We start from the raw sequence: 21,280 nt of genomic DNA, 5'->3' as shown, positions 1-21,280 counted from the left end.
TGATGTGCAGTCTGGTTATCGGCAGCCGAGGCGCCGAATTACCCGACATAGAGGGGTTTCCGACGGGTGCCCGGTTTACCCAGCAGCAGCTGTGCGGTGCCGATGGCGCGCTCGAGAAAGCCGCCTTCGCAGTAGCACAGGTAGAACTCCCACAGGCGGTAGAACTGCTCGTCGTAACCGTGGCGCTCCAGCTCGCCGCGCGCCTGGCGGAAGTTCTCGTGCCACAGGCGCAGGGTGCGCGCGTAGTGCTCGCCGAAGTCCTCCATGTGCAGCAGGTTCAGATCGGTGTGCTGCGTGGCGACATCGAGCATGCGCTGCAGCGAGGGCAGGGCGCCGCCGGGAAAGATGTAGCGCTGGATAAAATCGACATTGCGCCGCGCCTGCTCGTAACGCTGGTCGCGGATGGTGATCGCCTGCAGCAGCATCAGGCCGTCGTCCTTGAGCAGCCGCGCGCACTGGCGGAAGTAGCCTGGCAGAAAGTCATGCCCCACGGCCTCGACCATCTCGATGGAAACCAGCTTGTCGAATCGTCCTTCGAGATCGCGGTAGTCCTTGAGCAGCAGCGTGATGCGGTCCTGCAGACCCTCTTCCTCGATGCGCCTTTGGGTATAGGCGAACTGCTCGTGCGACAGCGTCGTGGTGGTCACCCGGCAGCCATGGTGGATCGCGGCATACAGCGCCATGCTGCCCCAGCCGGTACCGATCTCCAGCAAATGATCGTCGGCTTGCAGATCGAGCTTCGCGCAGATGCGCTCCAGCTTGTGCAGCTGGGCCTGCTCCAGGCTCTGCTCGGGCGTGGCGAACATGGCCGCCGAGTACATCATGGTCGGATCGAGGAAGCGCTCGAACAGCTCGTTGCCCAGGTCGTAATGCGCGGAGATATTGCGCTGCGAACCGGCGCGGGTGTTGCGGTTGAGCCAGTGCAGCGCCTTGATCACCGGCTGGCCGAACAGCGCCAGCGCGCCGCGCTCGATGCTGTCCAGCACATCCAGGTTGGCAACGAACAGGCGGATCACGGCGGTCAGGTCAGGGCTGGTCCAGTAACCATGGATGTACGCCTCGCCCGCGCCGATGGAGCCGCGTGCGGCCACCAATCCCCAGAGACCGGCATCGAGTACATGGATCTCGGCCTTCAGCGGGCTTGCCAGGTCACCGAACAGCTGCTGCTGATCCCCGTGGTGCAGCGTCAGCTGACCGTGACGCAGCTTGTACAGCTGATGCAGCACGGTGCGGCGCAGCAGGCCGGCGGCCAGTCCCATCCCGGCCAGCGGGTGGGCTTTGACGGTCAGGCTAGGGCTCTTCATGGCGGCCTCCTGTGGAGTGGGTAACGGCCAACCCGAACGGCTTCGTCGGGGGCCGATGGTTGAAGATCGGCGTGCGCTTGAGCAGCAGGCGCAGCGCCTGCCAATAGATGGCGAGCAGGGTCTTGGCGGTCATCCAGGGGTAACCGAACAGATAGCGATGCACGGCGCCGCGGCCAAGCGGCTGGCGTTCCAGGCCGAGGGTGGCGTCGAACAGCTTCTGTTCGCCCTGCCAATCCTCCATGTGCACGCCGATGCGCCGGCCCGGCGGGTTGAAGCGCATGCGGTACTCCAGGGCCTCCGGCAGGAACGGCGAGACGTGGAAGGTCTTGGCTACGCTGCAGCGCAGATTGCGGTTGCCGTTGGCCGGCAGTACGTAGTGATAACGCTCGCGCCAGGGCGTGTTGCTCACCTCGCAGAGCACCGCGGCAAGTTGCTCCTGTTCATCGAAGCAATAGAAGAAACTGACCGGGTTGAAGCACAGGCCCCAGCTGCGCGGCTGGGTCAGCAGGCGCACCGCGCCGGTGACCGGTCGACCCAGCGCTTCGCTCACGCGTTGGCGCACGGCATCGGCCAGTGCGATGCCCTGTCCGGTGTACTCCGGCAGGTAGTCGCGCTCGCGGAAGGAGAAGGGGGCGAAGCGCCCGCGGCCACTCAGCGGTGAAAGGCCGAGCACCGCATCCTGCTCGGCCAGGTCCAGGTAGAGCAGCCCCATGCGGTAGCTGAACGCATGGGCGCGCGGCGCGAAACGCCGGTGCTGCACCCAGCCGCGGTACAGCGCGCTGTGTACGATGGCGCCGTTCACAGCGCGGCTCCGAAGGCTGCGGCGACGCGCAGGGCACTGACCACGCCGTCCTCATGGAAGCCGTTGCCCCAGTAGGCGCCGCAGAAGTAGCTGTGGTTGGCACCCTGCAGCTCCTCGGCGCGGGCCTGGGCGGCGATGCCGGCAAGGCTGTACTGCGGATGGGCGTACGTGAAGCGCGCGAGAATCTGCTCCGGATCGATGGCGTCGGTCTGATTGAGGCTGACGCAGAAGGTCTGTGGCGCCTCGATACCCTGCAGGATGTTCATGTTGTAGGTGACGGCTGCCGGCTGCTGGCTCGGTCCGCCGAGACGGTAGTTCCAGCTGGCCCAGGCACGCGGGCGCCTGGGCAGCAGGCGGATATCGGTGTGCAGCACCACGTCGTTACCGGCGTAGCCGATGGCGCCGAGGATGTCGCGTTCCGCCTGGCTCGGCCGTGCCAGCAGGCGCAGCGCCTGGTCGCTGTGGCAGGCGAAGATCACCTTGTCGAAACGCTCGGCACCGGCCGGGCTCTGGATCGTCACGCCATGCTCGTCGCGCAGCACCTCGAACACCGGACAGTTGAGGCGGATATGCTGGCTGAAGCCCTTGGTCAGCGGTGACACGTATGCGCTCGATCCGCCCTCGACCACGTACCACTGCGGGCGGTCGTTCACCGACAGCAGCCCGTGGTTCTTGCAGAAGCGGATGAAGAACTCCAGCGGAAACTCCAGCATGTCGGCCGGCGACATCGACCAGATCGCCGCACCCATGGGCACGATGTAGTGATCGATGAAGCGCTGGTTGTAGCGACCCAGTCGGAGGTAGCTGCCAAGGGTGACCTGAGGGGTGATGCGACCGTTGTGGTAGTCGTCCAGCGCCTCGCGATTGAAGCGCAGGATGTCGCGCAGCATGCCCCAGAAGGGGGGCGAGAGCAGGTTGCTGCGCTGAGCGAACAGGGTGTTGAGGCTGTGCCCGTTGTATTCCAGGTCCCGCTGGGGGTCGCAGACCGAGAAGCTCATCTCGGTGGGCTTGTAGCGGACTCCGAGCTGGCCCAGCAGCTTGATGAAGTTGGGGTAGGTCCAGTCGTTGAAGACGATGAAGCCGGTGTCCACCGCGTAGTCGCGTCCGTGCAGGCGCACGTCCACCGTATGAGTGTGGCCGCCGATCCAGCTGGCCGACTCGAACACGGTAACGGCGTGCTGGCGGGCCAGCAGATGCGCACAGGTGAGACCGGCAATACCGCTGCCGATGATGGCGATCTTCATGGTTATCCTTCCTTGAGAGGCGTGCGCGCCAGTCGCCGACCGAGGGCGAACTGCAGGCGCGCGGGCAGGTGCGAGAACAGGCGCAGCATGGCGATGAACGGTGCGGGAAAGGCGATGTGCAGCGGGCGGCGTTCCAGGCGCCGGGCGATCTGTCGTGCAGCCTTGTCCACCGGCCAGCGCATGGGCATGGGAAAGTCGTTGCGACGGGTCAGCGGTGTATCTACGAACCCTGGGCTGACCAGCGTGACGTCGATGCCTTCGCCAGCCAGGTCCAGACGCAGCGATTCGAGCAGGTAGCGCAGCGCGGCCTTCGAGGCGCCGTAGGCTCCGGCGCGCGGCAGCGGCAGCCAGGTCACCGAGCTGCCGATGCCGACCAGATGCGGTCGCACCCCCTGCCGCAGCAGGGGCAGTGCAGCCTCGATGCAATGGCCGGCGGACAACAGGTTGGTCTGCACGACCCGCTGCAGCAGGGCCGCCTCGAAATGCCGGGCGTCGATGTACTCGCAGCTGCCGGCATTGAGGATCACGCTGTCCAGCGCGCCCCAGTGCGACTCGATCGCCGCGCCGATGGCACGTACCTGTTCGCTGTCGGTGAGGTCACCAGGCAGTGCCAGTACCCGCCCCGGATAGCGTCGGGCAAACGCCAGCAGCGGCTCGGCGCGACGTGCCGATAGCGCCAGACAATGCCCCTCGGCCAGCAGCAGACGTGTCAGTTCGAGGCCGATGCCGCTGCTGGCACCGGTCAGCCAGATCCGTCGCGAGAGATTCATGCCAGTCTCCGCTGCAGCCAGCGGATCGCCGAGCCGAGCAGCGGCACGTGCTGGTAGAGCAGCGCGCCGGCATCGAAATAGTCGCGATGTCGCTCCACCTTGCCGTCGGCGTTCCAGCGCAACAGCGAGCACCCTTCCAGGCTGATCAGCTGGCCGCGATTGAGGCGCGGGTGGCGAAAGCTCATCAGCCAGCGCAGGTAGCCCTGTCCCTCGCACACCTGGTCGTGGCTGATGAACTCGAAATGCAGCTGCTCGACGTTGGCGTACAGTTCGGCGAAATAACGCTGCAGTTCAATCAGGCCGACCACCTCGTGCAGCGGGTCGGTGAAATGCACGTCATCGCTGTAGAGCTCGCCCAGGCGCTCCAGCTTGTCGGCATCCAGACTGGCGAACTCGGCCGCGAAGCGATGCAGGAAGCTGCTCATGGCCGGACGTCCGGCAGGTTGCGGAAGGCGTCTAGGGCTCGCGCGCGGCTTTCCCCGAGGTCGATGATTGGTGCCGGGTAGTCGGCCTTGCCGAACAGGCTGCGCTGCGTGGATGGGTTGTGTATCTCGCGCTTGCCCAGTCCCTGCAGTTCCGGCAGCCAGCGGCGCAGGAACTGGCCGTCCGGGTCGAAGCGCTGTGACTGGCTGATGGGGTTGAACAGGCGGAAGTAGGGCACCGAGTCGGTTCCGGTGGACGCGCTCCACTGCCAGCCGCCGTTGTTGGCGGCCAGATCGCCGTCGATCAGGTGGCGCATGAACCAGCGCTCGCCCTCGCGCCAGTCGATCAGCAGGTTCTTGCTGAGGAACATGGCCGTGACCATGCGCAGGCGGTTGTGCATCCAGCCGGTTTCCCGCAGCTGCCGCATCGCCGCATCGATGATCGGAAAACCGGTGCGGCCCTCTTGCCAGGCCCGCAGCTCGTCGGTCGAGCGGCGCCACGGCAGCGCTTCGGTCTCGGCGCGGAAGGCGCGGTGCATCGAGACCCGCGGGTAGCCGACCAAGATGTGCTTGTAGAACTCACGCCAGAGCAACTCGTTGATCCAGGTGGTGGCGCCGGCGCTCCCGCTGTCCAGCTCGCCGCGGTTGCTTGCCACGGCCGCGTGCAGACACTGGCGGATGGAGATGACACCAGCCGCGAGATAAGCCGACAGCTGGCTGGTGCCGGGTTCGGCCGGCAGGTCGCGGCGTTGGTGGTACTGGTGCAGATCGTCTTCGATAAACGCCGCCAGGCGGTGCTGGGCGAAGGTTTCGCCGGCGGGCCACAGCGTGCGCAGGTAGTCGCTCGGCCGATCGAAGCCGCGCACCTCGTCCGGTGGCACGTCGCTGGTGACGGTCATGGGTTGCTGCGGGGCCGGTGGCGCGACGCATGCCGGCAGCGACATCGCCAGGCGTGCAAGGCAGGCGCGGCGGAACTGGCCGAACACCTTGAAGTAGCCACCCGACTGGGTGAGCACGCTACCCGGCGCGAACAGCAGCTGGTCGAGATAGCCGCGCACGTCGATTCCGGCGGCCCGCAGCCGGGCGGCAACGGCATGGTCACGGCGCTGCTCGTTGACGCCGTATTCGTCGTTGTAGTGCAGGCGCTGCACGGCCAGCTCCTGGCAGAGCTTGAGCAAAGCGTCGGGTGCGACTTGCCATTCCTCTACGTCGCGAATCAGCAGCGGCACATTGAGCGCCTGCAGCCGGCCCGCCAGCTCGACGAGGTTGCGTAGCCAGAAGTCCACCTTGCAGGCGGCATCGTCATGGGCGAGCCACTGGCCGGGGGTGATCAGGTAGACCGCGACGGTGGGGCCGGCGGCCATGGCAGACGCCAGGGCGGTGTTGTCGCTCGTGCGCAGATCGCTGCGCAGCCAGATCAGCTGCGTCATGCGGCACCTCCCTCGCTGCCGGGCAACAGGCCGGCGTGCTGCAGGCACTGCAGGGCGCTCAGCGGATCGTGGGCCAGTGTCAGGCCACGCTGGCCCTGCAGCACCGGCGCGTGGATGTGCACGGCCGGGCCGGTCATGAACAGCGGTGCGGCGCTCTGTTCGAGCAGGCGCGGCAAGTCTCGCTGCAGGCAAAGGCCCGGCAGGCTGTTGCTGGCATACAGCAGGACGGCGCGCGGCCGAATGCGTTCGCCGGCCAGACTCAGCTCGTTGAGCGGTACCGGCCATTCGATGACTTCCACCGGGCAGTCGGTGCTGGAGACCAGCCAGGCGCTCAGCCAGAGGCCGGGCGTGAAGCTGTCCTGGTCGAGATTGACCAGCAGCAACGGGCGGCCTGCCTGCTGGCGATTGTTGAAATAGATGCGGCTGCCCAGCTTGCTGCGCAGCCAGGAGTGGAACAGCACGCGCTCCAGCGATGCGCCGTACTGGCCCTGCCAGCGTCGCTCCAGGGCTTCGAGCAGCGGCTGCAGCAGGTGCTGGAAAAGCGTGCGCGGCGGGTAAAGGGCGACCGCGCGGTTGAAGGCGTCATCCAGCTGCCGTTCGCTGAAGCGATCGATCGCCTGCAAGAGCTCGTCGAGCAGTGCAGACCACTGATTCTGCTGCGGCAGCTCCGGCGGCGTGCTGGTGCCGAGCAGTGTCCTGATCTGGCTGACCGCCACGCCGCGATTGAGCCAGGTGACGATGTCACGGATGCGCTCGATGTGGGTGTCGTCGTACAGGCGGTGCCCCTTGGCCGTGCGCAGCGGCACGATAAGCCCGTAGCGGCGCTCCCAGGCGCGCAGGGTCACGGCGTTTACGCCGGTGATGCGGGCCACTTCGCGGATGGGCAGCAGGCCGTCGGCGGTCAGCTGCGCCAGGTCCGTTGGTTCGATCATGGTCAGATTCCGTTACGCAGACTGAGTGTTTCGGGGTGCGGCTGCAGGTAGGCCTGGCGCGCGATGTAGTGGTCCGGGTGGCGGCGGAAGTGGTGCTTGAGCAAGGTCAGCGGCACTACCAGCGGAATCACGCCGTCGCGGTACTGGTCGATCAGCCGGCGCAGTTCACGGCGGTCGTCCGATCCGAGGGCATCCTTCAGGTAGCCGCTCAGGTGCAGCAGCACGTTGCAATGCGTGCCGCGAGTGGCGGGCTTCTTCAGCGCCCGCATCAGCTGGCTGAAGTAGCCTGGGGCGAAATCTTCCAGCGCGTGCTCGGCCAGGGCCGCGACCCGTCGGCCGAGCGCCTTGTATTCCAGCGGATTGCTGGCCATGAGCTGGTACTTGTAGCGCGAGTGGAAATCGACGATGGCGCGACGGCTCAGACCGGTCTGCAGCAGGCGCTGCCAGTCGGCATAGGCGTAGACGCGGGTGAGGAAGTTCTCGCGCAGCACGGCATCGTTCAGTCGTCCATCCTCCTCGATCGGCAGATCGGGGCGTGCCTGCATCAAGGCCTGGGCGAACACGCCGGTGCCACCGCCGGGCAGGGTGTGGCCGTTGGCGGCATAGACCTTGACCCGCTCCATGCCGCAGGACGGCGACTTCTGCATCAGGATGTAGCCGCTGATGTCGTGCAGCTGCTCGGCGATCTGCCGACCGTAGGCGGACAGCGCGTCAGTCACGTCCAGCTCCGGGCGCACCGTACCGACCGCACGCGGCGCATCGGCATCGCCCACCAGGCGGATCGGTTCACGCGGCGTGCCGAGGCCGATGGCCACTTCCGGGCAGACCTGCACGAATTCGAAATGCTGTGCCAGTGTCTCGCTGCACAGGCGCGATTCCTTGTGGCCGCCATTGAACCGCACCGGGTTGCCGAGCAGGCAGGCGCTGATTCCGATTCGGGGGGTGGGGAGCGTGGTGTGCATGATGACAACCTCTTGTACAAGATGAATTTCTGTACAACTTGATGCCATCTTATTCTTCGTCTTGTACAAGTCAATATGCGATGTACAAGATAGCCCGGCTTTTCTTGTACAAAAAGGCGACTGCCGGCAGAATGGCGCTCAGCAACGCGGTGTCGCATCCTTGGCGGACCGTCAATACGCGCCTCAGGCTCGCAGCGTTACCGATGGTGGCGGCTCTTTCTGCACCGAACGGGGCGCCATCAGCTGTACATTCGAATAACCATGTATAGGTGTATGCTGTAGTTGAGGCGGGTCGACCAGCACAGCGCGCAGCGCAACAGGAGCTCACCATGAACATCTTGCTCACCGGCGGTACCGGGTTGATCGGGCGGGCGCTGTGTCGCCGCTGGCTGGCCGACGGGCATCGACTCTGGGTCTGGAGCCGCTCACCGCAGCGTGTGGCGCAGCTGTGCGGCGCCGAGGTAAAGGGCGTCGGCAGCCTGCAGCTGCTCGATGCGGTAGCGCTGGATGCCGTGGTGAACCTGGCCGGTGCGCCCATAGCCGACCGACCTTGGACCAAGGCACGCAAGAGCCTGCTCTGGGATAGCCGAGTGAGGCTGACCGAGGAGCTGGTGGAGTGGTTGGGCCGGCGCGAGCAGAAGCCGGCGCTGCTGATCTCTGGCTCGGCAGTCGGCTGGTACGGCGACGGCGGCGAGCACCGCCTGACCGAAGCTGATCAGCCGGTCACCGCCGACTTCGCCAGCCAGCTGTGCAACGCCTGGGAAGAGCGCGCCAGCGAGGCCGCGGTGTTGGGTATTCGCGTGGTGCTGATACGCACCGGGCTGGTGCTGGCGCGTGATGGCGGCTTCCTGCAGCGCTTGCTGCCAGCGTTTCGCCTGGGGCTGGGTGGCCGGCTGGGCAATGGCCGGCAGTGGATGCCCTGGATTCATATCGAAGACCAAATCGGTCTGATTGATTTTCTTCTGCGGCAGCCGGCGGCCAGCGGCCCGTACAATGCCTGCGCACCGACGCCGGTACGCAACCTGGAGTTCACTCGCAGCCTTTCCCGCTGCCTGCATCGACCGGCTTTGCTGCCGGTTCCGGCAGCGCTGCTCAAGCCTTTGCTCGGCGAACTTGCCGGGTTGCTGCTCGGTGGCCAGCACGCCCAGCCGCAGCGGCTGCAGGAGGAGGGCTACAGCTTTCGCTTCACCGATCTGGACTCGGCGCTGGCCGACTTATTGACGCACCCCTGAGCGGTGCACCCTGTGTGAAAATAGCGCGCCTGCCTGGAGCGAGGCGCCATCCTTTAACGTAGTCAGGAAGTTTGCATGACAGAGCAGGCGTTGTTGTTGGTCAATCTGGGTTCGCCAGCCTCCACGGAAGTCGCCGATGTGCGCCGCTACCTCAACCAGTTCCTGATGGACCCGTACGTGGTCGATCTGCCGTGGCCGCTGCGCCGCCTGCTGGTCTCGATGATCCTGATCAAGCGGCCCGAGCAGTCCGCACATGCCTATGCCTCGATCTGGTGGCCGGAAGGGTCGCCGCTGGTGGTCCTAAGCCGCCGACTCCAGGAGGCGGTGAAACCGCATTGGACAAAGGGCCCGGTGGAACTGGCGATGCGCTATGGCGAGCCGTCGATCGAAGGAGCGCTGAAGCGCCTGGCCGGACAGGGCATCACCCAGGTGGCCCTCGCACCGCTCTATCCGCAGTTTGCCGACAGCACCACGACGACCGTCATCCAGGAAGCGCGCCGGGTCATCCGCGAGCACGGGCTGGATCTCAAGCTGTCGATCCTGCAGCCCTTCTACGATCAGCCGGAATACCTCGACGCGCTGGTGGCCAGCGCCATGCCGCACCTGCAGCAGGGCTTCGATCATCTGCTGCTGAGCTTCCATGGGCTGCCGGAGCGGCACCTGCACAAGTCCGATCCTACCGGTGCGCATTGCCTGAAGGGTGACGACTGCTGCCAGCGTGCCGAAGGTGCCGTGCTCGCCACTTGCTACCGCGCCCAGTGCATCCGCACTGCCGAGGGCTTCGCTGCGCGTGCCGGGCTGCGCAGGGATCAGTGGTCGGTGTCGTTCCAGTCGCGACTGGGGCGTGCCAAGTGGATAGAACCCTACACCGAGACGCGCCTGGACGAGCTGGCCGAGCAGGGCGTGAAGAAGCTGCTGGTGATGTGCCCGGCGTTCGTCTCCGACTGTATCGAGACGCTGGAGGAGATCGGTGATCGCGGACGCGAGCAGTTCATCGAGGCGGGTGGCCAGGAGCTGGTGTTGGTGCCGTGCCTGAATACCCACGAGGATTGGGTCCAGGCGCTGGTCCAGCTCTGCAGCCGAGCGCCGCAGGCGCTGTAAGCCTCGCCTGCGGTGACGTCGCCACGGGCGACGCCCCGACCGTCATGGGCGGCCGTGGGCGACGCCGTGCGCTGTGGCTGAAACCATCTCCTCCAGCTCCATCGCCGGCATCGGCTTGCCGAACAGATAGCCCTGGAACCGATGGCAGCCATTGCCGAGCAGCACGCTTCGTTGGGCTTCGCTCTCGACGCCTTCTGCAATCACCTCCAGCCCGAGTCCACTGGCCAGCGCACAGATGGCCCGCACGATGGTCAGGCTGCTGGCGTCGTCCGGCAGACGGCGGATGAAGGTCTGGTCGATCTTCAGCTCATCCAGCGGCAGCTGCTGCAGGTAGCTCATGGACGAATAGCCGGTACCGAAGTCATCGATGGAGAAACGGATACCGTGCTGCTTCAGGCGCGTCATGCGGGCGATGGCTTCGGGCATGTTGTCCAGCAGCAGGGTTTCGGTCAGCTCCAGCTTGAGCCTGGCCGGATTGGCGCCGCTGCGCTCCAGCAGGTCGAGCAGTTTCTCGACGAAATGATCCTGATACAACAGATGAGCGCTGAGGTTGACCGAGAGCGTCAGGTCGGCGAATGCCGGTGTCGCCGCCCAGCGCGCCAGCTGGCCGCAGGCCTGCTGCAGCACCTGCAGGTCGAGGGCATGGATCAATCCGGCGTGTTCCGCCTGGGCGATGAAGGCGGCCGGGCTCAGCAGCCCGCGTTGCGGATGCTGCCAGCGCACCAGGGCTTCGGCCCCGATGACCCCTGCGTTCTGTTCCAGCTGCGGCTGGAAGCTGAGCACGAACTCGCCATTCTTCAGGCCTTGGCGAATCTCCGCTTCCAGGCGCAGACGTTCCTGTACCGCCAGTTGCATGCGCGGGTCGAAGAAGCGCAGGGCGTTCTTGCCGGAAATCTTGGCCTCGTACATCGACATGTCGGCGCGCTTCATCAGCTCGTCGCTGCTGCAGGCCTCGCCGCCGAACAGCACCACGCCGATGCTGGCGCTGCTGTACAGGCCGAGTTCGTTGAGGCGGTACGAACGATCCAGCGAGTTCAGCAGCTTCATGCCGATGTGTTCGGCCTGGGCCGCGGCGCGTAGTGGGTCGTCGCCGAGGTTCTCCAGCATCACCACGAATTCGTCACCGCCGAGGCGCGCGACCGTGTCGCTGGCGCGCACCTCGGCATGCAGTCGCTCGGCGGCGACGCGCAGGACCTGGTCGCCGGTTTGGTGGCCATGCAGATCGTTGATGTTCTTGAAGTTGTCCAGATCGATGAACATCAGCGCGCCCAACTGGTTGCTGCGCCGGCTGGCGGCCATGGCCTGGTGCAGGCGATCGAGCAGCAGCCGGCGATTGGGCAGACCGGTCAGAGGATCGTAGAAGGCCAGGTTGTGGATCCGCTCCTCGGCCGCCTTGCGATCGGTGATGTCGGTAAAGGCGGCGACATAATGGGTGACCTCGCCGTGGACGTTGCGTACGGCACTGATGGTCAGCCACTCGGGAAATATCTCGCCGCTCTTGCGCCGGTTCCAGATCTCGCCTTCCCACACGCCGGTGGCTTCGACGCTCGACCACATGGAACGGTAGAAGTCCGGCCCGTGTCTCCCCGACGCGAGCAGCGCGGTGGTCTGGCCGATGGCTTCGGCGGCACTGTACCCACTGATGCGGCTGAAGGCGCCGTTGACGCGCAGGATGCGGTTCTGCGCGTCGGTGATCAGCATGCCTTGCTGGGATTCGAAGGCGATGGCCGCGATGCGGCGCTCCAGTTCGGTATTGACGCGATCGGTGATGTCGCGGCTCAGCCAGACCACGGCGCGCTTTTGCCCCGGAGGTTGTTCCAGAGGCAACGCACGGCCTTCGAAGACCTTCGGGCCGCCGAGGGTCGGCAGGCTATATTCGATCAGCTGCGGTGAGTCGCTGTTGAGGGTCTGCTGGATGAAACCGAGAAATCGCCGCTCCTCGGCCTCGGGCATGACGTCATGCAGGCGGCGGCCGAGCAGCTTGGACGGCTCGTCGTACAGCAGGCTGCGCTCGGCGCAGAGGATGTCCAGGTAGCGGCCGTCCTCGTCGAGCACCAAGAGCAGGTCGGGAATGGCCTGGGTGATGGCGCGCAACCGTGCCTCGCTGAAGCGCAGCGCCTGTTCGATCCGATCCCGCTCCAGCAGATCGTTGAGCAACACGCCGAGGGTGGCGGTGGCCAGAGGAAGGATCAGCAGCGTCGGCAAGGCGATTTCCCGCACCGCCTCCGCGCCCAGCGGGCTTGGCAACAACAGGGCGATCAAGCCGAGCACACCCAGGTGCAGAAGCACGCCGAACCCGAGCAGCTGCCAGAAGGCGATGCCGATCAGCCGCCTGCGCGAAGCGCAGCGGTAGGCCAGGCCGAGCGCGATGGGCAGCAGTACATTGGCCAGCCCCGGCACCACGCCGGGCCCGCCCATCCACAGGCGAAACCCACCCGCCAGCACGCCCGCTATGCCCGCCACCAGTGGTCCGCCGAACAGCCCGGCCATGCTCAGTACCGCGGTACGTGCATCGAGGATGATGCCGGTCTGGCCGATGCTGGTGTTGAGCATGCCGAAAATGCAGGCGCTGCCGAACCAGAGGCCGGCGAGCAGTTTCGCGGAGCGTTGTCCGCTGCGGTTCCAGCTGCGGGTGGTAAAGGCCAGCAGCCAGCACAACGCGAGCAGCATGACCGCGTTTTCTACGACGGCATCGAGGGTCAAGACAGCATCCTAGGGCAAGAATGCCCACTGCAGGATTGTGGAAAATAGCAAATCGCCATTATTCCACGTCGAATGCGCTCGGCGGAACGAAACTTAGGTAGGGGTTCGCGGGAGGAAGTGCATGGCTGGCAGGCGGACCTCGTCCGGCCCGCCGTCTGGCAGCGTGACTGGGCTTTCAGCGCTCGGCGAGCTTCGCCTTGAGTTCGCGGATTTCCGCTTCCAGCGCTTCGACTCGCTGCAAGGCGTCGACCTCGGCGGTGACGTTCTTCTGGATACCGATGAAGTAGGTCAGCTGGTCCGCTTCGTTGAATACCGGGGTGATGGACAGTTCGTTCCAGAACGGCGTGCCGTCCTTGCGATAGTTGCGGATGATCTGCCGGCAGGGCTTGTTGTTCTTCACCGCATCGCGGATGGCCTGTAGACCTGGCTGGTCGCGGTCCTCCCCCTGCAGGAAACGGCAGTCGCGATAGAGGATGTCGTCAACCGCGTAACCGGTCAGCCGCTCGAATGCCGGGTTGGCGTAGATCAGAATGTTGTCGTCGCCTTCCTGCTCGGCGACCACGATTCCGTCGTTGGAGGCTTCGATAACCAGTTGCAACAGCTTGGCATTGATCATGTCACGACATCCTGAAAGGGCATGCGGCGCATTCTAGAACAACTTGCCCCGATCGGTGCCTGGCCATGATGGTCCTTGCACAGCTCAATCGGCTCGTTTGCGGAAGAAGAGGGTGACCTGTCCCAGTTCGATGCCGAACTTGCTCATGAAAGAGCGGTTCGCCAGGGTCTGCTCGTCGATGAGGTACATCCAGTCGTCGAAGTCGACACGGTAGACCTCGTCATCCACCGGCAGGCTGAGCACATAGCGCCAGCGCAGCGCATTGCCGGACACTTCGCCGCGCGCCTCGCCGATCACATCGGCGGCAGTACCGCGCCAGCGACCCGGTGTGTCTTCGGTCAGTGTCCAGACCCGTCGCTGGGTGGTCCCGTCGCTGTAGCGGAAGTGCTCGTCCAGGATCAGCTTGTCGCCATCGAGGCTGCCGTCGATTTCCACTCGAAAGCGCTTCACCTCTTCGCCGGAGCGCTTCTGAAACATGCCCCAGGCGTCGACCTTGCCAACGAAATAGTCCCGCAGGTCCAGACGGGGTTCCTCATTGCGGTAATGCTCGACATCGACTGCAGTGCAGCTCATCAGCAGCAGGCATAGCGCCAGGGTCATCATTTTCTTCACAGGGTGGGTTCTCCGCTTGGCATGGATGTGAGCAGCCGCGCCGCCAGCAGTTTCAGCAGGCAGGGCAGGCCGGCATAGATCAGCGCGAGGTTCCAGCCGGCGGGAGTGCCGGGCTGGTAGCCCGTGAGCGCCAGCAGCGGCAAGGCCAGGCCGGCGATGGCCAGGGCCAGCTTGGCAAGCAGGCTCCACAGGCCGAAGTAGCCGGCGGTGGCGTCGCGTTCGGCAGCCGGGATGACGTCCGCCAGCAGCGCCGGCGGCAGTGCGAGGTCGGCACCCAGTGCAAGCCCCGAAAGCACGCATACCGCGGCATAGGCCCACGCCGAACCGGGGTCCAGCAGCAGGGCCCAGACAAAGGCGGCACAAGCACTGAGCATGCCGATCCGCCAGCTGCGGCGCTTGCCGAGCCGGTCCGCCAGCCGTGTCCAGAGCGGCAGGCCGGCCGCCCCGCTCAGGAAGTAGAGCGCCAGAAACAAGCCGGTCAGCTGCGCCAGCTGCAGGCGATCGGCGATGAAGAACAGCGCCAGTGTGGCTGGGATCGCCACAGCCACGGCGTTGATGAAGAAGATTCCCGCCAGCCGGCGGAATGCGCCATTGCGCAGCGGCTGGCGCCAGCTGGCGGGCACGCGTTGTGCGCTGCGCCGCGGCTGCGGCGCAGCGCACAACAGGATGACCATCGCGGCGCAGAGCAGCACGGCGAAGGCGGCGGCAAAGACACTCAGCGCTGCAGCCATGCCGTACCGTGTCGCCAGCGCGCTGGGCAGGACGCTGGCGAGAACAACGCCGAACAAACCGGCACCTTCGCGCCAAGCCGCCACCCGGGTGCGTACATCAAGCTGATCGGAGAGCCGCGCGCCCCAGGCCAGGTAGGTGATGTTGAGCAGGCTGTGCAGGGTGTAGGCGAGGGCCAGCGATGCCCCCAGCCAGACTGCGAGGGCGAGGCTGTCGAGGGCAGGGGGCACCAGCAGCGCCGCCATCGCCAGGCTCAGAAGGAGGGCGGAGCTCGCCAGCAGACGCGTCCAGCCGCGCGGCGAGCGACGGTCTATCAGCCGGCCGAGCCAGGGGTCCTGCACGGTGTCCAGCAGGCGCGCCAGGAACAGCACGCTGCCGGTCAGGGCCAGACCGAGGCCGAGGTCGGCAGCATAGAAGTTCGGCACCAGCACATAGATCGGCAGCATGGCCATCGCCAGCGGCAGGCCGAGCGCGCCGTAGGCGGCAAGGGCGGATTGCTTCATCGCTCACCCAGCAGACTGCGTCGCAAGCCTGGGTCGCGGCTGCGCGGGTCGAACCAGATGGCGAAGAAGGCCTCGGCAAACTGCGGGTCGGTCACCTCGTAGTGCAGCCGCTCGTTGACATAGAAGCGGCAGCCGCGTTCAGGCAGGTACACGCCGGTGATGCGCTCGCCGGGGCGAACATCGACGAAGGCCTGCTGCATGTGCTCACGCCAGCGTGCCGGCACAGATGCATCGAGGTCCGGACCGGAGAGTCGCTTCATCTCGCCGAGGCTGGTGCGCACGAAGTCGTCGCGACTGATGGAGCGGTGATAGGTCAGCTCCAGCGCGAAGGGCGTCCGGGCCTGCAGCGGCGTCGTCGGGCTCCACAATCGGGCGTCATAGATGCGAAAGCCGAATATCCGCAGCGTGCCCTCGCCAACCAGGCGCGCGTCCGGCATGGCCTCGCGCCAGCTGCCGTTGGCGAGGCCCGGCAGCAGGCAAAGCAGGCTGACCAGCGCGACGACACCCCGAGCGTTCATGGAGTCGCCTCAACGCTGGCCCGCGAGCGTGATGGACACCGAGTCGGCGAAGCGCAATGCGTGAGGCTTGTCGACCTCCACTTCGGCGTAGCGCACCGCCGGATGGGCCATGACCAGATCGAGCAGTTCCTGGGTCAGGCGCTCGAGCAGGGCGAAGCGATTCTGCTCGACGTGGCGGATGATCGCCTTGGTGATGGTGCGGTAGTTGAGGGCCTGCTCGATGTCGTTGTCGCGAACCGCGTCGAGCGCCGGGTAGAGGATGAGCAGATTGATCAGCACATCCTGGCGGTTGAGAATTTCGTCCTCATTGATGCCGATGTAGGTGCGCAGGCGCAGGTCCTTCACGCGAATGCGCGCCATCCCAGGTTCCAGGCGCGGCATCACTGGCCCCTGCCGATCAGCTGGAGAAACTCCATGCGCGTGTTGCAGGAGTTGCGGAAGGCGCCGAGCATCACCGACGTGTTCATCACCGAGTTCTGCTTCTCCACGCCGCGCATCATCATGCACATGTGCTTGGCCTCGATGACCACCGCGACTCCGGCGGCGCCGGTCACTTCCTGGATCGCTTCGGCGATCTGACGGGTGAGGTTTTCCTGGATCTGCAGGCGCCGCGCATACATGTCGACGATGCGCGCCACCTTGGACAGACCCAGCACACGCCCGGTGGGGATGTAGGCGACATGCGCCTTGCCGATGAAGGGCAGCAGGTGGTGTTCGCACAGCGAGTACAGCTCGATGTCCTTGACGATCACCATCTCATCGTTGTCGGAGGCGAACAGGGCGCCGTTGACGATTTCCTCCAGGCTGCGCTGGTAACCGCCGCACAGGTACTGCATGGCCTTGGCGGCGCGCGTTGGCGTATCCCGCAGCCCCTCGCGCTCGGGGTCTTCGCCGAGGCCGGTGAGTATGTCGCGATAGTGACCGGGCAGATCGTTCATGGTGGAGTCCCTTTCATGAAGGAAGTGAGCGGTCCTGTGCCCCAGTCCCGCAGCAAAAAAAACTATACGATGTACATTTTATGTACAAGTATATGTACAGGTTTTTGCCCGCTGCAACTGCAATGATTCGTCATCACGCTGCTTCGAGCGAAAAACGGCAATCACTCGCCAGCGCTACGGTTGGCGGGCTCGTTGCGTTGGCGGCAGGCCGGGGGAGGTACCAGTGGGAGCGGTCTGGTCCGCGAACGCCACTGCGGGATAGTCGTTAGGGACGAGACCTGATGCTTCGGATAGCGATTGCCGCTCAGCGCTCGTCCCTGGCCCTCGCTCTGGGCTTGGACGACGGAGCAGCACATCTTTCCGCACAACGCTGTGCGCCGTCTGGGTGAGGCAGCCAGTTCAAATGCGGGCGCAGCAGGCTGAAGGCGTGGTAGGCGAGCCGCAGCACTGGGCGCAGCGGCCGCCAGCCCAGCGGTGCTGCCCAGCGGCCATGGCCGGCCAGGCGCCAACTCCAGTAGGTGGCGTCGACCCCGGTCAGCCAGATGCCGCTGGCACTGCGAGCATGCAGACGGCGGCGCAGCTGCGGCAGATCGACGCCCAGGCCGGCGGGGTCGAAGCCCGCCGCGCTGATGTCGACCAGCCGCAGCCGCGTCGGATCGGCTTGCCGTTCCAGCCAGCGCACCTCGCGCGCGCAGAGCGGGCAGGAGCGGTCCACATAGAGCGTCAGCGGCAGGTCCGGCGTCATTTCATCGCATCTCGCATTTGTACAACGTTTGTAGAGGGTATGCGGCGAAACGCTGGGTTACAATCTCGGCATTTCCATCAGCGAGCCGCCCCATGACCGAGCCTTCCGGCGCTTCGACCCTCGCCTCGAATGCCTTCGAGCAGCAGGAGCTGTTTCCCATCCGCGAAGTTTCCCGCCTGACCGGTGTCAACCCGGTCACCCTGCGTGCGTGGGAGCGCCGTTACGGCCTGATCCGGCCGACGCGCACGGACAGCGGGCACCGCCTGTACTCCATGGCCGACGTTGAGGCTGTTCGCAGCATCCTCGCCTGGACTGAACGTGGCGTCGCGGTCAGCAAGGTCGGCAGCATTCTGGCCCGCAGCGCGGCTACCCGCGAGGCGGAGGAGCCGACGGTCACCGCTACCGGCGAATGGAGCGAATGGCAGGCGCAGCTTCGCGAAGCGGTGCGCAGCTTCGACGAGGTGCGCCTGGAGCAGCTCTACGGGCAGGTGTTTTCCACTTATCCGCTGGCCGTGGTGTTCCAGGACGTGCTGCTACCGGTCTGGCAGGCGTTGTTGCTGCGCCAGGACGAATTCGGTGGAAGCAGCGAGTGGTTGTTCCTCGACGCTTTCCTGCGCGCGCGGGCGCTGCAGCGCTTGCAACTGGCCCGTGTGCCGGGCGCCGAGCGTGTCCTGCTGAGCGCGCTGCCGGGGCAGTGCCGTGAACTGGAATTGCTGGTGGCCGGCCTCTTGCTCAGTGGTGACAGCCTGGCCGTCACGGTATTGCCGCTCGGTCAGCCACTCGAGGAGCTGGCGCTGGTGTGCGACAAGATGCGTTCTCAGGGGCTGGTGATGTTCTCCAACGTACCGCCGAACGAGGTTCAGCTGCGCCAGTTGAACAAGCTGTCGCTGAGCCTGGATTGCCCATTGGCGCTGGCCGGCGAGGCCGCCGAGCTCGGGCGCGAGGCCCTTGCGGGTTCGCCGATCGCCTGCCTCGGCAGTTCCGGCAAGCTGATGCAACGCCGCCTGCGGCAGTTTCTCGCCGGCCAGCTGGACACCTGAGCGAATCGCTGCGCGGCGTAAAGGAGTGCCAGCCATGAAACCCAGCGTTCCATCTGCCGTGCCGCCATCGCGCCATCGATTGCCCGGCGGCATGCGGCTGGGCTTCATCGCGTTGCCGCCTGGCAGCCAGGCCGCGGCGCTGGTGCGTGTGCATGCCGGTGCGCACGATGCTCCGCTCGATTATCCCGGCCTGGCGCACTTTCTCGAACACCTACTGTTTCTTGGCAGTCACGCCTATCCCCAGGCGCAGTCGCTGATGCCCTTCGTGCAGGGCTGTGGCGGTCAGCTCAACGCGTCGACCCGCGAACGCCACACTGATTTTTTCTTCCAGGTACCGAGCGACGCGTTCGACGATGCGCTCAAGCGTCTGCTCGACATGCTGGCCCGACCACTGCTCGACCCAGCGGCGCAATTGCGCGAGCGGGAAGTGCTGCAGGCAGAATTCCTGGCGCGCGGCCGCGACCGCGAAACCCTCTGCGATGCCGCCATCGGCACAGCGCTTGGCGAAGTGCATCCGTTCGCGGCGTTTCACGCCGGCAACCGCGAGACGCTGCCGGTGGAAGACGAGGCATTTCAGCGGGCGCTGCACGGCTATCACCGGCGCTTCTACCAGACGGGCCAACTCGAACTGCTGATCGCGGCGCCCTTTGCCCTTCAGCAGGTTCTGCAGACGCTCGATTGCCCGGAATGTCAGTTGCCGGGCGGTGAGCCCGTCACCCGTTCGATCCCACCGCTGCGAATGGCCGAAGGTCCCGCGTTGCGCCTGCAGGTCGCCGGCGCGCGGCCCTGTCTGAATTTGGCATTTGCCCTGGATGGTCTGCCGGGCGAAGCCGCAGTGGCGCTCGATCTGCTCGGGGCATGGCTGGCTTCCCAGGCGCCGGACAGTCTGCTGGCGCGGCTGCGCGAGCCGGACTGGTGCGATCGGGTCACATTGCGCGTGCCGTACTGGCATCGCGGACAGGGTGTGGCGGTCGTCGAGCTGCAGCTGACCGACCAGGGCATCGCCGCGCGTACCCAGGTCGTCGCCGCCATGCAGCAGTGGCTGCGCTTCATGACATCCGAGGCTGCGTGGGCGGCTGTCTGGGACGAATACGTGCAGATCCGCCAGCGCGGGCTGTTGGGCCGCGAGCCGCTTTCCCTGCTGCGCTACTGGGTGGACCCGGCGGCCTGGACGCCGACCCTCGATGCGCAACGCGTGCGTCAAGGGCTCGAGGCGCTGGGCGAGCAGCTGCACCGCAATCAGCCGCTGATCCTAACTGTCGATGACGAGGGTGGAGACCTGTCTGAGCCTATCGATCCGTCGCCGCAGGGTTTCGCTTTGCGGCTGTCCATGGAACGCCTGGTGGCGCATGCAGCACCGGATTGGCAGTGGCGCCTGCCTTCACATAATCGCTGGTTGAGCGAACGGCTGTCGCCTCGCCGGGTGACTACGGAGAAAGCCGGGCTGCGCTGGCTTGCACATGGCGACGGCGAGGCCTCCGGAGGGCTGGGCGCGCTCTACCTGCGCTGGCGTTTCGCTGCGCAGCAGCCGGTACCGGGACTCTGGTACGTGCTCCAGGCTGCCCTGCAGCCTTATACCCTGGCGGCCGAGCAGGCCGGCGTCGAGCTGCGCTTCGAGAACTACGGACGCAGCTGGTGCCTCGCGCTGTTCGGTTATGCCGAAGCGCTTCCCGTGATCCTGCGCGACCTGAAGGGGATTCTGAAACAGCCGCCGGCAGCCGTGTTCGACCAGGGCCGCCGTTTGCTGGCCGACGCCGTGCGGCCCGGTGCGGACGAAATCCTCATTCGCCAGCTGCTACGTCGCTTGCCCGTTCTGCTCGAGCCACCGGTGGCCGATGGGGGCGGGGAGCTGGATCAGTCGGCCCTCGCGCAGGCATGGCTTCTGTCACAGTGGGACGCACTGGCAGTCGGGTTGCCGATGCACCTGAGCGGCCCGCTGCATGATGTGCTGGATGAACTGCCCGGCGTTGCCACGCCGCTCGTGCAGCGAGATGACGCCAATCCCGCTCCCTATCGCTGGTGCCGCTTCGGCGACCCCGGAACGGAGACTGCACTGGTGCTGTTCTGCCCGCTGCCGGCTCGCACCCCTGCGGTCGAAGCCGCCTGGCGCCAGCTGGCGCGGCTTATGGAGGGCGCGTTCTTCCGCCGCCTGCGCAGCGAATTGCAGCTCGGTTATGCGGTGTTCTGCGGCTTCCGCCAGTTCGGCGGGCAGGGCGGGCTGGTCTTTGCGGTGCAATCACCCAGCGCGACGGCCGGCGAGCTCCTCCGCCATATCGAAGCCTTCCTCGAATCCTTTGCCGGTCAGCTGGACGACCAGCCCACCCGCGGTTCCCAAGCCAGCGGTGCGCCGCCGGGTGGCAGCGATATACGCCGTCATGCCGAGGCCAACTGGCAGGCGCTACTGGCAGGCTGCGATGCCGGCCATCCGGTGGCGGTCGCCGCGGCGATGGCGCAACTCGACTCCGAGGCGCTGCGCCTGCAACTGCGGGCCCTAAGGGCGGCCGATGGCGGCTGGATCGTGGTCTCCAATGCCGACGCTGCGGATACGCGCTGGCACAGTCGCTGACCTCGTAACCGTCGCCCACTCCTTTCCGCTGCATCCACCCCAGTCATCGCAGGCGCGACGGCTGGGCCGTGCGCTGCTTTGGGTGTACGACCTAAGCCTGGTCGATCAGCC

20 protein-coding genes are annotated in these 21,280 nt (G+C 66.0%); 4 read left to right on the top strand and 16 right to left on the bottom strand.

The window, feature by feature from the left end:
- Window positions 1-38: 38 nt before the first annotated feature.
- Genes ACVRRC_RS16410 through ACVRRC_RS16375 form a run of 8 tightly spaced genes read right to left on the bottom strand, consistent with a single transcriptional unit; the run spans window position 39 to window position 7,866 of the window.
- Window positions 39-1,304 carry an SAM-dependent methyltransferase gene (locus tag ACVRRC_RS16410; RefSeq protein WP_221292072.1) on the bottom strand — a complete coding sequence of 422 codons (1,266 nt, stop codon included), beginning with the start codon at window positions 1,302-1,304 and terminating at the stop codon, window positions 39-41.
- Window positions 1,291-2,106 carry a DUF1365 domain-containing protein gene (locus ACVRRC_RS16405; RefSeq protein WP_218422548.1) on the bottom strand — a complete coding sequence of 272 codons (816 nt, stop codon included), beginning with the start codon at window positions 2,104-2,106 and terminating at the stop codon, window positions 1,291-1,293. The genes ACVRRC_RS16410 and ACVRRC_RS16405 overlap by 14 nt, the downstream gene beginning before the upstream one ends.
- Window positions 2,103-3,350, bottom strand: a complete 1,248-nt coding sequence (locus ACVRRC_RS16400) for an NAD(P)/FAD-dependent oxidoreductase (RefSeq protein ID WP_218422583.1) — start codon at window positions 3,348-3,350, stop codon at window positions 2,103-2,105. The genes ACVRRC_RS16405 and ACVRRC_RS16400 overlap by 4 nt, the downstream gene beginning before the upstream one ends.
- 2 nt (window positions 3,351-3,352) lie before the next feature.
- A complete protein-coding gene (locus tag ACVRRC_RS16395; RefSeq protein ID WP_221292071.1) occupies window positions 3,353-4,120 on the bottom strand; it encodes an SDR family NAD(P)-dependent oxidoreductase in 768 nt (255 codons plus the stop codon).
- On the bottom strand, window positions 4,117-4,545 hold the full coding sequence (locus tag ACVRRC_RS16390; RefSeq protein WP_011913107.1) for a nuclear transport factor 2 family protein: 429 nt from the start codon (window positions 4,543-4,545) through the stop codon (window positions 4,117-4,119). Before ACVRRC_RS16390 ends, ACVRRC_RS16395 begins: the two co-directional genes overlap by 4 nt.
- Window positions 4,542-5,972, bottom strand: a complete 1,431-nt coding sequence (gene phrB, locus ACVRRC_RS16385) for a deoxyribodipyrimidine photo-lyase (protein WP_221292070.1) — start codon at window positions 5,970-5,972, stop codon at window positions 4,542-4,544. Before phrB ends, ACVRRC_RS16390 begins: the two co-directional genes overlap by 4 nt.
- A complete protein-coding gene (locus tag ACVRRC_RS16380; RefSeq protein WP_079328475.1) occupies window positions 5,969-6,904 on the bottom strand; it encodes a MerR family transcriptional regulator in 936 nt (311 codons plus the stop codon). The genes phrB and ACVRRC_RS16380 overlap by 4 nt, the downstream gene beginning before the upstream one ends.
- Window positions 6,905-6,906: 2 nt before the next feature.
- Window positions 6,907-7,866 carry a YbgA family protein gene (locus tag ACVRRC_RS16375; protein ID WP_279639354.1) on the bottom strand — a complete coding sequence of 320 codons (960 nt, stop codon included), beginning with the start codon at window positions 7,864-7,866 and terminating at the stop codon, window positions 6,907-6,909.
- Between the two features lie 329 nt (window positions 7,867-8,195).
- Between ACVRRC_RS16375 and ACVRRC_RS16370 the strand changes: the two genes are divergently transcribed.
- On the top strand, window positions 8,196-9,098 hold the full coding sequence (locus tag ACVRRC_RS16370; RefSeq protein ID WP_049325079.1) for a TIGR01777 family oxidoreductase: 903 nt from the start codon (window positions 8,196-8,198) through the stop codon (window positions 9,096-9,098).
- Window positions 9,099-9,173: 75 nt separating this feature from the next.
- A complete protein-coding gene (gene hemH / locus ACVRRC_RS16365) occupies window positions 9,174-10,199 on the top strand; it encodes a ferrochelatase (RefSeq protein ID WP_053527048.1) in 1,026 nt (341 codons plus the stop codon).
- Window positions 10,200-10,241: 42 nt separating this feature from the next.
- Here hemH and ACVRRC_RS16360 read toward each other — a convergent pair whose 3' ends face one another.
- From ACVRRC_RS16360 to ACVRRC_RS16325, 8 genes are all read right to left on the bottom strand, one after another.
- Window positions 10,242-12,902 carry an EAL domain-containing protein gene (locus ACVRRC_RS16360; RefSeq protein ID WP_472997242.1) on the bottom strand — a complete coding sequence of 887 codons (2,661 nt, stop codon included), beginning with the start codon at window positions 12,900-12,902 and terminating at the stop codon, window positions 10,242-10,244.
- A gap of 175 nt (window positions 12,903-13,077) precedes the next feature.
- The gene (locus ACVRRC_RS16355) at window positions 13,078-13,518 is read right to left on the bottom strand and encodes a PAS sensor domain-containing protein (RefSeq protein ID WP_011913114.1); all 441 of its coding nucleotides are present in this window, start codon (window positions 13,516-13,518) and stop codon (window positions 13,078-13,080) included.
- Window positions 13,519-13,602: 84 nt separating this feature from the next.
- The gene (locus ACVRRC_RS16350; protein ID WP_048329271.1) at window positions 13,603-14,130 is read right to left on the bottom strand and encodes a DUF3833 domain-containing protein; all 528 of its coding nucleotides are present in this window, start codon (window positions 14,128-14,130) and stop codon (window positions 13,603-13,605) included.
- Window positions 14,127-15,362 (bottom strand): MFS transporter, encoded by a 1,236-nt coding sequence (locus ACVRRC_RS16345; RefSeq protein WP_472997241.1) that lies wholly within the window; start codon window positions 15,360-15,362, stop codon window positions 14,127-14,129. The genes ACVRRC_RS16350 and ACVRRC_RS16345 overlap by 4 nt, the downstream gene beginning before the upstream one ends.
- Window positions 15,359-15,880, bottom strand: a complete 522-nt coding sequence (locus tag ACVRRC_RS16340; RefSeq protein WP_472997240.1) for a chalcone isomerase family protein — start codon at window positions 15,878-15,880, stop codon at window positions 15,359-15,361. Before ACVRRC_RS16340 ends, ACVRRC_RS16345 begins: the two co-directional genes overlap by 4 nt.
- A 9-nt stretch (window positions 15,881-15,889) precedes the next feature.
- Window positions 15,890-16,261, bottom strand: coding sequence for a dihydroneopterin triphosphate 2'-epimerase (gene folX / locus ACVRRC_RS16335; RefSeq protein ID WP_053527043.1), 372 nt, complete (start codon window positions 16,259-16,261; stop codon window positions 15,890-15,892).
- Window positions 16,261-16,818, bottom strand: a complete 558-nt coding sequence (gene folE, locus ACVRRC_RS16330) for a GTP cyclohydrolase I FolE (RefSeq protein WP_017245016.1) — start codon at window positions 16,816-16,818, stop codon at window positions 16,261-16,263. Before folE ends, folX begins: the two co-directional genes overlap by 1 nt.
- 304 nt (window positions 16,819-17,122) lie before the next feature.
- Window positions 17,123-17,563 carry a thiol-disulfide oxidoreductase DCC family protein gene (locus ACVRRC_RS16325; RefSeq protein WP_049324554.1) on the bottom strand — a complete coding sequence of 147 codons (441 nt, stop codon included), beginning with the start codon at window positions 17,561-17,563 and terminating at the stop codon, window positions 17,123-17,125.
- Window positions 17,564-17,655: 92 nt separating this feature from the next.
- Between ACVRRC_RS16325 and ACVRRC_RS16320 the strand changes: the two genes are divergently transcribed.
- Both ACVRRC_RS16320 and pqqF read left to right on the top strand, forming a co-directional pair.
- Window positions 17,656-18,603: a MerR family transcriptional regulator gene (locus ACVRRC_RS16320; RefSeq protein WP_181090897.1), complete on the top strand. Its 948-nt coding sequence runs from the start codon at window positions 17,656-17,658 to the stop codon at window positions 18,601-18,603.
- Window positions 18,604-18,637: 34 nt separating this feature from the next.
- Complete coding sequence (pqqF, locus tag ACVRRC_RS16315) at window positions 18,638-21,169, top strand: pyrroloquinoline quinone biosynthesis protein PqqF (RefSeq protein ID WP_170800970.1); 2,532 nt, start codon at window positions 18,638-18,640, stop codon at window positions 21,167-21,169.
- Window positions 21,170-21,280: the final 111 nt, after the last annotated feature.

The organism is Stutzerimonas sp. LR2 (assembly GCF_055755175.1).
This window is presented reverse-complemented; position numbering and strand designations above follow the sequence as displayed.

Excerpts from the sequence above, each read along its gene's own strand:
- ACVRRC_RS16410 (WP_221292072.1), bottom strand. The coding sequence starts at position 1,304 with ATGAAGAGCCCTAGCCTGACCGTCAAAGCCCACCCGCTGGCCGGGATG.
- ACVRRC_RS16400 (WP_218422583.1), bottom strand. The coding sequence starts at position 3,350 with ATGAAGATCGCCATCATCGGCAGCGGTATTGCCGGTCTCACCTGTGCG.
- ACVRRC_RS16395 (WP_221292071.1), bottom strand. The coding sequence starts at position 4,120 with ATGAATCTCTCGCGACGGATCTGGCTGACCGGTGCCAGCAGCGGCATC.
- ACVRRC_RS16390 (WP_011913107.1), bottom strand. The coding sequence starts at position 4,545 with ATGAGCAGCTTCCTGCATCGCTTCGCGGCCGAGTTCGCCAGTCTGGAT.
- phrB (WP_221292070.1), bottom strand. The coding sequence starts at position 5,972 with ATGACGCAGCTGATCTGGCTGCGCAGCGATCTGCGCACGAGCGACAAC.
- ACVRRC_RS16380 (WP_079328475.1), bottom strand. The coding sequence starts at position 6,904 with ATGATCGAACCAACGGACCTGGCGCAGCTGACCGCCGACGGCCTGCTG.
- ACVRRC_RS16375 (WP_279639354.1), bottom strand. The coding sequence starts at position 7,866 with ATGCACACCACGCTCCCCACCCCCCGAATCGGAATCAGCGCCTGCCTG.
- ACVRRC_RS16370 (WP_049325079.1), top strand. The coding sequence starts at position 8,196 with ATGAACATCTTGCTCACCGGCGGTACCGGGTTGATCGGGCGGGCGCTG.
- hemH (WP_053527048.1), top strand. The coding sequence starts at position 9,174 with ATGACAGAGCAGGCGTTGTTGTTGGTCAATCTGGGTTCGCCAGCCTCC.
- ACVRRC_RS16355 (WP_011913114.1), bottom strand. The coding sequence starts at position 13,518 with ATGATCAATGCCAAGCTGTTGCAACTGGTTATCGAAGCCTCCAACGAC.
- ACVRRC_RS16345 (WP_472997241.1), bottom strand. The coding sequence starts at position 15,362 with ATGAAGCAATCCGCCCTTGCCGCCTACGGCGCGCTCGGCCTGCCGCTG.
- ACVRRC_RS16340 (WP_472997240.1), bottom strand. The coding sequence starts at position 15,880 with ATGAACGCTCGGGGTGTCGTCGCGCTGGTCAGCCTGCTTTGCCTGCTG.
- folX (WP_053527043.1), bottom strand. The coding sequence starts at position 16,261 with ATGCCGCGCCTGGAACCTGGGATGGCGCGCATTCGCGTGAAGGACCTG.
- folE (WP_017245016.1), bottom strand. The coding sequence starts at position 16,818 with ATGAACGATCTGCCCGGTCACTATCGCGACATACTCACCGGCCTCGGC.
- ACVRRC_RS16325 (WP_049324554.1), bottom strand. The coding sequence starts at position 17,563 with ATGACGCCGGACCTGCCGCTGACGCTCTATGTGGACCGCTCCTGCCCG.
- ACVRRC_RS16320 (WP_181090897.1), top strand. The coding sequence starts at position 17,656 with ATGACCGAGCCTTCCGGCGCTTCGACCCTCGCCTCGAATGCCTTCGAG.
- pqqF (WP_170800970.1), top strand. The coding sequence starts at position 18,638 with ATGAAACCCAGCGTTCCATCTGCCGTGCCGCCATCGCGCCATCGATTG.